This window comes from Streptomyces sp. TLI_171, from assembly GCF_003610255.1.
Classification (GTDB): Bacteria; Actinomycetota; Actinomycetes; order Streptomycetales; family Streptomycetaceae; genus Kitasatospora.
In genome coordinates, this window is sequence record NZ_RAPS01000001.1 from 1,302,604 (window position 1) to 1,315,157 (window position 12,554).

At 73.1% G+C, this 12,554-nt stretch carries 12 protein-coding genes; 4 read left to right on the top strand and 8 right to left on the bottom strand.

Annotated features, from left to right (window positions below):
• Nucleotides 1-45 precede the first annotated feature (45 nt).
• Nucleotides 46-2,829 carry an NPCBM/NEW2 domain-containing protein gene (locus BX266_RS05990; protein WP_099897875.1) on the bottom strand — a complete coding sequence of 928 codons (2,784 nt, stop codon included), beginning with the start codon at nucleotides 2,827-2,829 and terminating at the stop codon, nucleotides 46-48.
• A 182-nt stretch (nucleotides 2,830-3,011) separates the two neighbouring features.
• On the bottom strand, nucleotides 3,012-3,407 hold the full coding sequence (locus tag BX266_RS05995) for a MerR family transcriptional regulator (RefSeq protein ID WP_099897876.1): 396 nt from the start codon (nucleotides 3,405-3,407) through the stop codon (nucleotides 3,012-3,014).
• A gap of 145 nt (nucleotides 3,408-3,552) precedes the next feature.
• Between BX266_RS05995 and BX266_RS06000 the strand changes: the two genes are divergently transcribed.
• Complete coding sequence (locus tag BX266_RS06000; RefSeq protein WP_099897877.1) at nucleotides 3,553-4,635, top strand: aldo/keto reductase; 1,083 nt, start codon at nucleotides 3,553-3,555, stop codon at nucleotides 4,633-4,635.
• Nucleotides 4,617-4,976, top strand: a complete 360-nt coding sequence (locus BX266_RS06005) for a hypothetical protein (RefSeq protein ID WP_099897878.1) — start codon at nucleotides 4,617-4,619, stop codon at nucleotides 4,974-4,976. Before BX266_RS06000 ends, BX266_RS06005 begins: the two co-directional genes overlap by 19 nt.
• 175 nt (nucleotides 4,977-5,151) lie before the next feature.
• Here the strand turns inward: BX266_RS06005 and BX266_RS06010 are convergent, their stop codons facing one another.
• On the bottom strand, nucleotides 5,152-6,267 hold the full coding sequence (locus tag BX266_RS06010; protein WP_099897879.1) for an LLM class flavin-dependent oxidoreductase: 1,116 nt from the start codon (nucleotides 6,265-6,267) through the stop codon (nucleotides 5,152-5,154).
• A gap of 595 nt (nucleotides 6,268-6,862) precedes the next feature.
• On the opposite strand from BX266_RS06010, the gene BX266_RS06015 reads away from it, so the two are divergent.
• Nucleotides 6,863-7,672, top strand: a complete 810-nt coding sequence (locus BX266_RS06015; protein WP_099907459.1) for a lytic polysaccharide monooxygenase — start codon at nucleotides 6,863-6,865, stop codon at nucleotides 7,670-7,672.
• A 162-nt stretch (nucleotides 7,673-7,834) separates the two neighbouring features.
• Here BX266_RS06015 and BX266_RS06020 read toward each other — a convergent pair whose 3' ends face one another.
• Nucleotides 7,835-8,707 carry a LysR family transcriptional regulator gene (locus BX266_RS06020; protein WP_099897880.1) on the bottom strand — a complete coding sequence of 291 codons (873 nt, stop codon included), beginning with the start codon at nucleotides 8,705-8,707 and terminating at the stop codon, nucleotides 7,835-7,837.
• 89 nt (nucleotides 8,708-8,796) lie between these two features.
• Here BX266_RS06020 and BX266_RS06025 point away from each other — a divergent pair, with 89 nt between their 5' ends.
• Complete coding sequence (locus tag BX266_RS06025) at nucleotides 8,797-9,537, top strand: glutamine amidotransferase-related protein (protein ID WP_099897881.1); 741 nt, start codon at nucleotides 8,797-8,799, stop codon at nucleotides 9,535-9,537.
• A 49-nt stretch (nucleotides 9,538-9,586) separates the two neighbouring features.
• Here BX266_RS06025 and BX266_RS06030 read toward each other — a convergent pair whose 3' ends face one another.
• From BX266_RS06030 to BX266_RS06045, 4 genes are all read right to left on the bottom strand, one after another.
• A complete protein-coding gene (locus BX266_RS06030) occupies nucleotides 9,587-11,053 on the bottom strand; it encodes a cytochrome P450 (protein WP_099897882.1) in 1,467 nt (488 codons plus the stop codon).
• A gap of 56 nt (nucleotides 11,054-11,109) precedes the next feature.
• On the bottom strand, nucleotides 11,110-11,727 hold the full coding sequence (locus BX266_RS06035) for an ATP/GTP-binding protein (protein ID WP_099897883.1): 618 nt from the start codon (nucleotides 11,725-11,727) through the stop codon (nucleotides 11,110-11,112).
• Nucleotides 11,708-12,061 carry a DUF742 domain-containing protein gene (locus BX266_RS06040; protein WP_099897884.1) on the bottom strand — a complete coding sequence of 118 codons (354 nt, stop codon included), beginning with the start codon at nucleotides 12,059-12,061 and terminating at the stop codon, nucleotides 11,708-11,710. The genes BX266_RS06035 and BX266_RS06040 overlap by 20 nt, the downstream gene beginning before the upstream one ends.
• Before the next feature lie 106 nt (nucleotides 12,062-12,167).
• Entirely contained in the window at nucleotides 12,168-12,554 is a 387-nt protein-coding gene (locus BX266_RS06045) for a roadblock/LC7 domain-containing protein (RefSeq protein WP_218969325.1), read from the bottom strand.

Genomic DNA, 12,554 nt, shown 5'->3' on the forward strand with positions numbered 1-12,554 from the left:
GGCTCCCGCCGACCACGCGGGGGCCCGGGCACCCGGCCTCCGGCGCTACGCCAGCAACTGCGCGCCGGCCCAGTCGGCGTGGTCGCTGTTGATGCCGTCACCCGCGTCGGTGACCCGCAGCTCCAGCGTCCTCACCCCCGTCACATCGACGTCGACCGACTGCGTCGCACTCGACGGCGTCATCACCCCCGAACTCTGGTACAGCCGCACCCCGTCACCCCACACCTCGAACACGACACTCGCGTTCGACGCCACCTCGTCATCCACACCCACCTGCGAACGGAACCGCGCAAAGCCCCCGTTCAACGCGTACGCCACCGACCCGTTGGCATGCGTCCCGATCCCCTTCGCGTACGACACCCCGTTCAACGACAACCCGTGCCCGTCCACGCTCAGGTCCTTCCGCACCGCCCCGAAGTCACTGCGCGCACTCACCCACGCCACGTCACTGAGCGCGGTCGGCGCGGCGGAGCCGACCAGCTTGGCGCCGGCCCAGTCGGCGTGGTCGCTGTTGATGCCGTCACCCGCGTCGGTGACCCGCAGCTCCAGCGTCCTCACCCCCGTCACATCGACGTCGACCGACTGCGTCGCACTCGACGGCGTCATCACCCCCGAACTCTGGTACAGCCGCACCCCGTCACCCCACACCTCGAACACGACACTCGCGTTCGACGCCACCTCGTCATCCACACCCACCTGCGAACGGAACCGCGCAAAGCCCCCGTTCAACGCGTACGCCACCGACCCGTTGGCATGCGTCCCGATCCCCTTCGCGTACGACACCCCGTTCAACGACAACCCGTGCCCGTCCACGCTCAGGTCCTTCCGCACCGCCCCGAATTCACTGCGCGCACTCACCCACGCCAGGTCACTGAGCGCGGTGGTCTGTCCGCCGTCGCCGGCGGTGGTGCCGGTGTCGGCGGTGACGGTGGCTCCGGCGGCGACGGGGACGGTCACGTAGGAGACGGTCCGGCCGTAGAGGGTCTTGGTCTGCGGGGTCCGGGGAACGTCGTTGACGGTGATGGTGGCCGGGGTTCCGTAGAACTGGGCCTCCCAGCTGACGGTGCCGCCGGAGTTGTTGGTGAGGGTGGAGGCGGTGGTGCCGGTGTGCTTGAGCTTGAGGTCGTTGCCGCCGACCTTGAGGTGGTCGAGTTCCACCCAGGGCGTGTCGGCGGTGAGGCGGGAGACGGTGGCGACCTTGCCGTGCGGGGCGTCGGGCTGGACGCCCATCATGCCGTCGACGACGCTGCTGACGGCGAGGAAGGACACCTCGGGGTAGCTGTCCCGGCCGGTCATCAACTTCTGCAACCAGGACCAGCCTTCGGTGGAGCGGTTGTACTGGTAGTACATCTCCGGCAGGTAGGAGGTCGCCTCGACGTTGAGGCTGTCGTCGTTGGCGGCGATGAAGTCCAGGTAGCTGTTGGTGCGCGGGCCCTGGTCGCCGAGGCCGGTGAGCATCATCAGGAAGCTCGCCTCGTGGCCCCAACTGCTGTAGCCGGTCCCGGCCGCGTCCTTGCCCCGGTCGTAGCGGTTGGCGGACGCGTCCCACCAGTTGGCGTCGAAGTAGCTGCGCAGCCGCTGGGCCCGGCCGGCCCAGGTGGCGCTGCCGGCGGTGTCGCCCCTGGCCTTCAGGATGTCCGCGTAGGCGAGCATCGACTGGTACTGGTAGCCGAGCGAGTCGCCGGCGGAGACCAGGTTCTCGTTGGGGAACTCGAAGAAGGTCGCGGTGTACTCGCCCGGCTGTTTCTTCGCCACGGGCTGCTCGGCGGCCGGGTCGGCGTCGTTCCAGCTGACCCCGTGGTCGGTGAGGAACGCGCCCATGGTGGAGTCGTAGTAGGCGGACAGCGTCGGGTCGTTGATCCAGTCGGTGTTGCCGGTCCACTGGTACTGCTTGTAGGCCTTGGCCATCAGGTTGAACGGGGAGGGCAGTTCGCGGAAGCCGGTGCCGTCGATGTAGTACATCGCACCGTAGGAGCTGTGCGCCCACAGCGGCCAGCCGTTCTGGCCGGGGGCGGTGGCGTCGCCGGCGAAGGTCTTCAGCATGCTGTAGGTCTCGGCGTCCAGGCCGAGCGCGTGCGCGCCGTCGGACTGGTGGGCGATGTCGCGGTTGTAGTACGACTCGCGGTTGGTGTAGGCGCCCCAGTAGCCGGGAGCGGGGGTGGTGTGGGCGGTGTCCTTGAGGCGCCACCACTCGGGTTCGTGGCCCATCATCGGGTTGCCGGGGTAGAAGGTCATGCCGAGCGCGCGGCCCTTGCCCCAGTTGAAGCCGTCGTTCAGGGTGGCGTTCGGCGAGTCGATGCTCAGCGCGCTGGTCGGCGCGCCGACGTACGGCTGCACGGTGATCCGGTCGACCCGCGGCACCTCGCCGGCCGAGGCGGCGGTCAACTCGATGACGTCGCCGGGCCGGAGGGTGATCCGGCTGGTGGTGCGGGTGTCGATGTTCTTCGGGTCGGTGTAGTCGGCGCCCCATCGCCGGCCGGTCGCCCAGCTGTCCACCTGGGCGGAGTTGACGGTGAGCCGGTACGTCACGCCGTTCGCGGTCATGCCGTTGTAGCGGGTGATCAGGTCGTACGCGCCGGCGGCGCCGGTGAACGCGGAGCGGGCCGAACTGGTCTGCCCGGCCACGCCCTTGGCGTAGGTGGCGTGGTCGACCGGGGTGTTGTTCCAGGTGTGGTCCACGGTCTCGGTGGTGAAGTTGGTCAGCGCCATGTCCTCGACTTCGAGCACGTAGGGGCCGGACGTCGCGGCCGCCGCGAGGGCGGGTGGAAGGGCGACGGCGGTGCCGGCCGAGACCAGCAGCGCTGACAGTGCACAGGCCAATCGACGCATGCGCGGTCGATCCTCTCTGTGGGGGCGGGAGTGGGGGACTCCGTTGGAATGCGTTTGAGTCTGTTGCCTATTGACGGCTTTTCAGGCACGCCTCGTCAACCGGTTGCACGATTCGACGGAAGACTTGCATCCCCCACATGTCACCGCCGCTGGAAGTTTTCACCCGTGCGGCGCGCTCGGCGCTACGGCCGCTGCTTGAGGTAGTCCTCGTACACCGCGACCTTGTACCGCACGATGTCCAAGGAGCGCTGCAGTTCCGCGAGTCGGCCGAGCACCCGCTGCTCGTGCGCGCGCAGCAGCGCCAGCCGGTCCGGCTCGGTGCCGGCCCCCGTCCGGGCCAGTTCGGTGTAGCGGCGGATCTCCGGGATCGGCATGCCGGAGGCACGCAGCACGATGCAGAGGTTGAGCCACTCCACGTCGCCCTCGGTGTAGCGGCGACGCCCGCCGCCCGCGCGCCGCACCGGCTCGGCGAGGATCCCCTCGCGCTCGTAGAAGCGCAGCGCGTGCACGCTCAGGCCGGTGCGGGTGGCGACCTGGCCGATGCTCAGCGTCGCGGCCGGCGGGTGCGGTGACTCCATCGGACCAGCATAGGAGCGGAGCGGACCCGGTCCGGAACCGACTTGATCTAGAGCCCACTCCAGTTCCTAGAGTGACCGTCGGCGCGCCCCGCACGGTCCGGCGCCAACGGACCGGCACCACCAGTCCACCAGAGAGGGGACAGCCATGCGTTACCGCGTTCTCGGCGGCACCGGCATCGAGGTGAGCACCCACTGCCTCGGGACCATGATGTTCGGCTCCGTGGGCAACCCGGACCACGAGGAGTGCGCGCGGATCGTGCACACCGCGCTCGACCACGGCATCAACTTCGTCGACACCGCCGACATGTACTCGGCCGGCGAGTCCGAGGAGATCGTCGGCAAGGCGCTGCGCGGGCGGCGCGACGACGTGGTGCTGGCCACCAAGGTGCACTTCCCGATGGGCGAAGGACCGAACCGCGGCGGCAACTCGCGGCGCTGGATCGTCCGCGCGGTGGAGGACAGCCTGCGGCGGCTGCGCACCGACTGGATCGACCTGTACCAGATCCACCGGCCCGACCACCGGACGGACGTCGAGGAGACGCTGTCGGCACTCGGCGACCTGGTCCGGCAGGGCAAGATCCGGGCGTTCGGCAGCTCGACCTTCCCCGCGGACGAGATCGTCGAGGCCCAGTGGGTGGCCGAGCGCCGCGCCCTGCCCCGGTTCCGCACCGAGCAGCCGCCGTACTCGATCCTGGCCCGCGGCATCGAGACCTCGGTGCTGCCGGCCGCCCGCCGCCACGGCATGGGGGTGCTCACCTGGGCCCCGCTCGCCTCCGGCTTCCTGAGCGGCCGTTACCGCAAGGGCGTCCCGATCGACCTGACCGGCGGCCGGGCCGCACTCACCCCGCACCGCTTCGACCCGGCGCTGCCGGAGAACGCCCGCAAGCTCGACGTGGTCGAACACCTCGTCGAGCTCGCCGACGGCCTCGGCTGCACCCTGCCCGAGCTCGCCCTCGCCTTCCCGCTCGCCCACCCGGCCGTCACCTCGGTGATCATCGGCCCGCGCACCCCCGAGCAGCTCGCCGCGGCGATCGAGGGCGCCGCCCTCACCCTCGACGACGCCGTCCTCGACCGCATCGACGAACTCGTCCCGCCCGGCACGAACCTCTACCATCCGGACGGCGCCTGGCAGTCCCCCACCCTCTCGCCCGCCGCCCGCCGCCGGGCGCCGGCCGACCGCGCCGCCGCCCGACCCCCGGAGGACCGCCCGTGGAGCCCCGCCCGCTGAACGCCGCCGAACGCGGCGTCCTGGCGCACCTGCTGTCCGCCGACTTCCCGCACGCGGCCGAGCTGCGCGGCCAGTTGGACCGCACCGAGGTGGTCGGGGCCTGGTCCGCCCGTTCGGTCAGCGTCGATCTGCGGGTCCGGGAGCCGGGCCGGCACACCGGCCTTCCGTCCCGCCTCGCCCCGGTCGGCGGCGAGGTCCACGCCCCCTCCGGCGACTACCTCGGCGAACTGCTGCTGTGGACGGACGACGACGGGCGGACGCTCTCCGCGCTCGAGTACGCCTGGGTGACGGACGAGATGCCGACCGCCCTGCCCGCCGTCGAACGGATCCGGCTGGTCTGACCCCGGCTCAGCTGCCGTCGGCCGCCTCCCGCAGGGTGCGGGCGAGGGTGCCGCGCAGGCGGGCGAACCCGGGGGTGCCGCGCAGGGCCGCCCAGCGCAGCGCTTCGCAGGACCCGGGCCGGGCGGGACGGCCCGGCCGGGGCCGCGGTCCGCCCTGCGGTCGGGGCGGCGGCGCTCATCCGGCACCGCCGGCGCTGAGCAGGGCGTGGACCCGGGGGACGACCTCTTCGCCGACGCGGTAGGCCTCCTCCAGGTGGGGATAGCCGGACAGGATGAACTCGTCGACGCCGAGCGCGCGGTAGTCGGCGAGCCGGGCGGCGACCTCGTCGTGGGAGCCGACCAGGGCGGTGCCCGCGCCCTCGCGGACCAGGCCGATGCCGGCCCACAGGTTGGGCGCCACCAGCAGGTCGCGGGCGGTGCCGTGGTCGTGCAGGGCCGCCATCCGGGCCTGGCCGGTGGAGTCCATGGCGGCGAAGCGCGCCTGCGAGGCCCGCACGGCCTCGGGGTCGATGCCCGCCAGGATCCGGTCCGCCTCGGCCCAGGCCTGCTCGGCGGTGTCCCGGCTGATCACGTGCAGCCGCAGCCCGTACCGGAGGGTGCGGCCCCGGTCGGCGGCGATCCCCCGCAGCCGGGCGATGCGCTCACCGATCGCCGCCGGCGGTTCGCCCCACAGGAGTTGGACGTCCGCCCGGCGGGCGGCGACCTGTTCGGCGGCGGGCGAGGCGCCGCCGAAGTACAGCGGGACGGGGTGTTCGACGGCCGGGTCGACCAGGTGCGCGCCGTCCAGTCGCAGGTGCGCGCCCTCGTGGTCGACCCGCTTGCCGTCGAGCAGGTCCCGCAGCACGGCCATCACCTCGTCGGTGCGGGCGTAGCGCTCGTCGTGGGCGAGGTGGTCTCCGTAGGCGCGCTGCTCGGCGGGGTCGCCGCCGGTGACCACGTTCAGCCGGAGCCGACCGCCGGCGAACCGCCGGAAGGCGTCGGCCTGTTGGGCCAGCAGGGTGGGGCTGGCGAAGCCGGCCCGGAACGCCACCAGGAAGCCGATCCGGTCGGTGTGCTGGGTGAGCGCGGCCGCCAGGATCCAGGGATCGACGCAGCCGAGGCCGACCGGGGCGAGCAGCGAGGCGAAGCCGGCCTGTTCGGCGGCCCGCGCCACCTGGGCGAGGTAGCCGACGTCGGCGGGCCGCCGGGTGGCGGCGCCGGTGCGGGCCTGGACGGCGGTCACGCCGCCGGGGTCGCGGCCGTCCCCGCCGGTGGGCAGGAACCAGTGGAAGACGGGGGCAGGGGCAGACACGGGGGGTCCTCTTCTCCGGGGGTGGACCGGGAGCGGGCAGGTCGGACCCGTGCCCGGCTGAGGACCGGGCACGGCCGAGGAGTGGAACGGAAGCGGACGACTACCGGCCGGAACAGGACACGGCCGGGGCAGCGGTAGCGGTCAGGCGCGACAACAGGCAGCGGAACACACCCGGAGGAGGTCGATGTGACCCCGGGTGGTGAGGAAGACTCGCTGCGACATGCCGGGGAAGCTACCACGTCCGGGCCGGTCGGAGGCAGGGCGCGTCCGCATGCTGGGCGCTTCTGTCTCACATTCCGTCACTTCCCGGCCGTCGCGCCGGCGGTGACGGAGCGTCAGCAACGCGGCGGGCCCGCGCAGCCCGGACAGCCGGTTTCGCCCAGGCCCTTGACCGGGACCGGTACACCGCTATCGTCTCCCTCAGTATCCGGTCTAGACCTATGGCCGTCTCCCCGACCTGACGCACCGGTCGCACGGAGGCCCGCACGTGTTCGCACCCCGCGCCACGGCGGTGTCCGCCGTGTCCCCAAGCCGGTGTGTCCGGACGGCCCTGACCCCCACACCAGGAAGGGCACGGACAGAAACGATGAAGGCAATCAAGACCAAGAGAACGGTGACCGTCGCCGTCGGCGCACTGATCGCCCCGCTGCTCGGTCTCACCGTCTCGGCGGGCTCCGCCAGCGCCCACGGCTGGGTCACCGACCCGGCCAGCCGGCAGGCGCAGTGCGCCAACAACGTCGTCAGCTGCGGCCAGATCAAGTACGAGCCGCAGAGCGTGGAGGGGCCCAAGGGCCTGTTCAGCTGTAGCGGAGGCCACTCGGAGTACGCGGAGCTCGACGACAACAACAAGGGCTGGGCGGTCACCAACGTGTCCTCCACCCAGAGCTTCAGCTGGCACCTGACGGCCCGGCACTCCACCTCGAACTGGCAGTACTACATCGGCACCACGCTGATCGCCCAGTTCCCCGGCAACAACGCCCAGCCCCCGGCGGACTTCAGCCACTCGGTGAACTTCGGCAGCTTCACCGGCCGCCAGAAGGTCCTCGCGGTGTGGAACGTCGCGGACACCGCCAACGCGTTCTACTCCTGCATCGACGTCAACATCGGCGGCACGGGCGGCACCACCGGCGGGACCACCGGTGGCACCACCGGTGGCACCACCGGCGGGACCACGGGCGGGACCACGGGCGGCACCACCGGTGGCACGACGGGCGGGACCACCGGTGGCAGCACCGGCGGCACCGGCAGCTGCACCGCCGCGGCCTGGAACACGGCCACGGTCTACAACGGCGGCGAGACCGTCTCCTACGGCAACCACAACTGGCGTGCCAAGTGGTGGACCCAGGGCGAGCAGCCCGGCACCACCGGCCAGTGGGGCGTCTGGGACGACCTCGGCGCCTGCTAGTCACCACCCCCGCCCCACCGCCCGGCGACCCCCTGTGGGGGAGGGTCGTCGGACCGGCCCGGGGCACCACCACGACCGGCCGGGTCCCTCGGGGTCCGGCCGGTTCCGGCATCCCGCCTCCGGACGGCCTCCGGCGCCGCCCGCCGGCCGGCCGAACGACCCTCAGGCCCCGCGCGGCAGGGCGTCGATGAAGGCCCGGGCCGGCGCGGAGGGGCTCGGCGCGAAGAGCAGCTCCCGCCGGTGGATCAACCGCGGGCCGCGCACCGGCAGAGCGGTGGGCGCGAGACCCCGGGGCAGCAGCGCGAGGCCGTGGCCGGCCGCGCACAGGGCGAGCAGCGCGGGCACGTCCAGGCCGTCGTAGCCGGTGCGGACCGGGAAGGCGTCGAGTCCGGTGGCGGCCCGCAGGTCGTCCAGCGGCGCGGCGATGCCCGGTGCGTCCAGCCAGCCCGCGTCCGCGAGTTGGGCCAGGTCGAGGTGGCTGCGGCGGCGCAGCGGGTGGTCGGCGGGCAGCGCCACCGCGCACGGCTCCTCACCGAGGCCGACCTGACGCACCGGCCCGAGGTCGCCCAGCCGCAGCGGCCCTCCGGGCGCCGTGTACCCGTCGGTGACGCCGACCGCGTACCCGCCCGCGGCCACCTCGGCGGCGACCGCCCGCCGGTCCAGCACCGACACTCGCACCCGGACCCGCGGCTGCGCGGCCCGGACCGCCGCGAGCGCCGACGCGAGCACCGCGTCCAGCGCCAACGGGGAGACCGCGAGGGCGAGTTCGGGACGGTCGGCGGCGGCCATCCGGCGCAGCTCGGCGCGGGCGGCGTCCATCCGCTCCAGCACCAGCTGCGCGTGGTCGAGCATCCGGACCCCGGCGGCAGTGGCCCGGACCGGGCGGCGGTGCAGCAGTGGCGTGCCCAACTCGGCCTCCAGCAGGGCGATCTGCTGCGACACGGCGGACTGGGTGTAGCCCAGCTCGCGGGCGGCCGCGGAGAACGAGCCGGCGGTGGCGACGGCGACGAAGGTCTTCAGCAGGTGCAGCTCCACGGCGGCCAGTATGGGCCCATCAGCAGGGCTGATGGGCCAGCAGCAACACGCGTTGGACCGCCGCCGCCCGGCCGCAGCAGGATGCCGTCATGACCTCGAACCCGTACCCGCGCCCCGCCCGGATCGCCCTGGTCGGCGACCGCTCCCCGCACGTCCCGGCGCACCTGAACGCGCCCCGGATGCTGGCCGCCCTGCTCGACACGGACGGTCTCGACACCGACGCCTACTGGGTGCCGACCGACTCCGTCGATCCGGACGAGCTGGCCGGCTTCGACGGCGTCTGGCTGCTCCCCGGCAGCCCGTACCGCAGCGAGGCGGGCGCGGTGGCGGCGGCCCGGACGGCCCGCGAGGGCGGGATCCCGTTCCTCGGCACCTGCGGGGGCTTCCAGCACGCGATGCTGGAGTTCGCCCGCCACGTCTGCGGTATCCGGGGCGCGGCGCACGCCGAACAGCAACCGGACGCCGCGGAGTTGCTGATCGTGCCGCTGTCCTGCTCGCTGTACCGGCAGGAGGCCGGCATCCGGTTGGAGCCGGGGTCGGCGGCGGCCGGCCTGCTCGGCGCCGACCGCGCGACGGCCCGCTACAACTGCGCCTACACCCTCTCCCCCGCCTACCTGGACACGCTGCGCGCCCACGGCATGCACTTCACCGGGCACGACCTGGACGGCGCGGTCCGGGTGGCCGAACTCCCGGACCATCCCTTCTACTTGGCGACCCTGTTCCAGCCGGAGCTGACGCCCGCGCACGAGGGCCCGCACCCGTTCGTGCACGCCTTCGCCCATGCCGCCGCGACCCGGGCCGGTGCCGCGCTCGCGAACCGGGGGAGCTGACGGCCGGGCCGGGCCGTTCCGGCCGTCAGCGGTGGCGTGCGGCCGCCCGTCAGCCGCGCAGCTTGGCGAGCAGGCCGGCCCACCAGCCGCGGCGGCGCTGCGCGGGCACCGCGGCTGCCGGGGCCGCCACCGAGGCAGGGGCGGGCCGGGCGGCGGGCGCGGGGGCGGCGGGCGGCGGGGTGGAGACGGGCGCGGCGGCGGGAGCGGGCTGCTCCTGGAGCGCGGCGCGCGGGGTGAAGCGGGCCGGCAGCGCGTTCAGGTGCCGCGACATCCAGTTCCCTCGCCAGCTCAACTCCGCCTCGCTGACCGAGAGTTGCAGGTCGGGCAGGCGGGTGAGCAGGATGTCGATGCCGGTCTCGGCGATCGCCCGGCCGATCTCCTGGCCGGGGCACTCGTGCGGGCCGCTGCCGAAGGCGAGGTGCGAGCGGTTGCCGAACAGCGGGGTGTCCAGGTCGGGGCGCACGGCGGGGTCGGCGTTGCCCGCGGCCAGGCCGAGCAGCAGCATGTCGCCGGCCTTGATGATGCGTCCGCCCAGCTCGGTGTCGCCGGTCGCCCAGCGGCCGGGCACCAGCATGAACGGCGGGGAGTCCCACAGCACCTGGTCGAGGGCGTCCGGCAGGGTCATCTGGCCGCCGGACAGGTGGGCGCGGAAGCGGCGGTCGGTGAGGACCATCTTCAGCGTCTCGGAGATCAGGTTGATGGTGGTCTCGTTGGCGGCGAGCAGCACCGAGCGCAGGTGCTGCAGGACCTCGTCCTCGGTCAGCTCGGAGGCGTGCTCGATCAGCCGGGTGACCAGGTCGGCGCCCGGCTCCAGGCGCTTGCGGTCCATGGTGCGGCGCAGCGACTCGACCACGTACTCGTTGCTGGCGAACGCCGTCTCGGTGCCGCGGACCAGGTCGCGGGCGGCCTCGACCAGCCGCGGGCCGTACTCCTCGGGCATGCCGACGAGTTGGGTCATCACCAGCATCGGCAGGTGCTCGGCGAACTGCGACACCAGGTCGACCCGGCCGGAGTTGCCGAAGTCGGCGATCAGCTGGTCGGCGAAGCGGGTGACGTAGCGTCGCATGCCGCGCCGGTCGAAGCTGTTCAGACCGTCGGTGACCGCGGTGCGCAGCCGTCGGTGCTCCTCGCCGTCGACGAAGGAGCAGGTCGGCTGCCAGGCGATCACCGGGAGCACTGGGGAGTCCTCGGCGACCCGGCCCTGCTGGAACTCGGTCCAGCGCCGGGAGTCCCGGGAGAACCGGGACGGGGTGCGCATCGCGGTCAGGTTGGCCGAGTAGCTGAGCACCAGCCAGGCCGGCAGGTCGCCGTGCAGCAGCACCGGCGCGACCTCGCCGTACTCGGCCCGCAGCTTCTCGTAGAAGCCGGCCGGGTCGGCCTCGGCCTCCGGGCCGAACAGCCGCAGCAGCGCGTCGCCCTGCGGCGCGGCGCCGCGGTGGGCCGGGCAGCCCGGCGGCGGGACGGCGGCGCCCGGCTGCGGCGCGTACGGGTCGTACGCGGTTTCTTCGTACGTCACGGGGGGACTCCGGGGAGGTCTCGGGGGAGGTGAGGGGCCGTCGGGCGGCGGGGAGGTCAGCCGACGGGCTGGGCGGCCAGCTCGTACAGGTAGCGCATCAGCGCCATCAGGACGTCGCGGCTGGACTCCCGGGAGCGGGCGTCGCACTCCACGATCGGCACGTGGTGCGGCAGGTCGAGGGCGGCGCGCAGGTCGTCGACGGGGTAACCGGGTGACTCGGGGAAGGAGTTGATGGCGACCACGAACGGCACCCCGCGGTCCTCCAGCCGGCCGAGGACGTCGAAGGACACCTCCAGGCGGCGGGTGTCGACCAGCACGACCGCGCCGAGGGCGCCCTCGAACAGGCCGTTCCACAGGAACCAGAAGCGTTCCTGGCCCGGTGTGCCGAAGACGTACAGCACCAGTTCGTCGCTGATGGTGATCCGGCCGAAGTCCATCGCGACAGTGGTGGAGTTCTTGCGTTCCACTCCGGCCAGGTCGTCGATGCCGACGCCGGCCTCGGTCATGGTCTCCTCGGTGGTCAGCGGGCGGATCTCGCTGACCGCGCCGACCAGTGTGGTCTTGCCGACCCCGAAGCCGCCGACGATGACGACCTTGACGGCGTTGGCCATGGTGGCCGGGAGCAGTTCGGCCTCGCGCGGCCCGCGCACCGGTTCAGAGCCGCTGAAGTCCATTGATCACTGCCTCCAACAGGGAAAGGTCGGGAAGGGCGGCCCGCGGAATGGGGGCGCGGGCCTCGATCCTGTGCTCGGCGAGCAGGTCGGCCAGTAGGACGGTGACCAGGCTGTTCGGCAGGCTCAGGTACGCGGAGATCTCGGCCACCGACAGCGGGGAGCCGCAGATCCGCAGGATCGCGGCGTGTTCGGGCTGCATGGTGGGCTCCGGCCGGGAGCGGGCGATGATCAGTGTGACCAGGTCGAATCCGGCGGTGGCGGCCTTCCGGCCGCGGCCCCGGCTGATCACGTAGAGCCGCTCCGGGTTGGCCTCTTCCCAGTCCTGGTTGCTCATCCCCGCACCTCGGTCGGACTGTCTGTGATCGGACGGTCGGCCCGGCGGTCCCCCGGAGCCACCGCCGGGGCGGTGGTCCGACGGTCCGTCGGGTCGGCGGCCCGAATCACGCGATCTGCTCGCCGCTGCGGGCGGGCGTGGTCAGGTGTTCGCCGATCCGCGCGACCAGGTCGCGCATCCGCTGGCCGACCAGGCCCGCGTCCACGCCCTCGTCGGCGAGGACCGCCAGGTAGGCCCGGGAGCCGGCCGCCATCAGGTAGAAGAAGCCGCCGCCGACCTCGATCACCACCAGGCGCATCCGGCCGTCGCCGTGCGGGAACTCGTGGCCGACCGCGTGCGCCAGGCTCTGCAGGCCGGCGCAGGCGGCGGCCAGCCGGTCCGCGGTGTCGGGGTCGGTGCCGTGCTGGGCCAGCCGGAGGCCGTCGGCCGACAGGACGATGGCGTGCCGCGCGTGCGGGACGCTCTCCGCGAGGTCCCTGAGCATCCAGTCCAT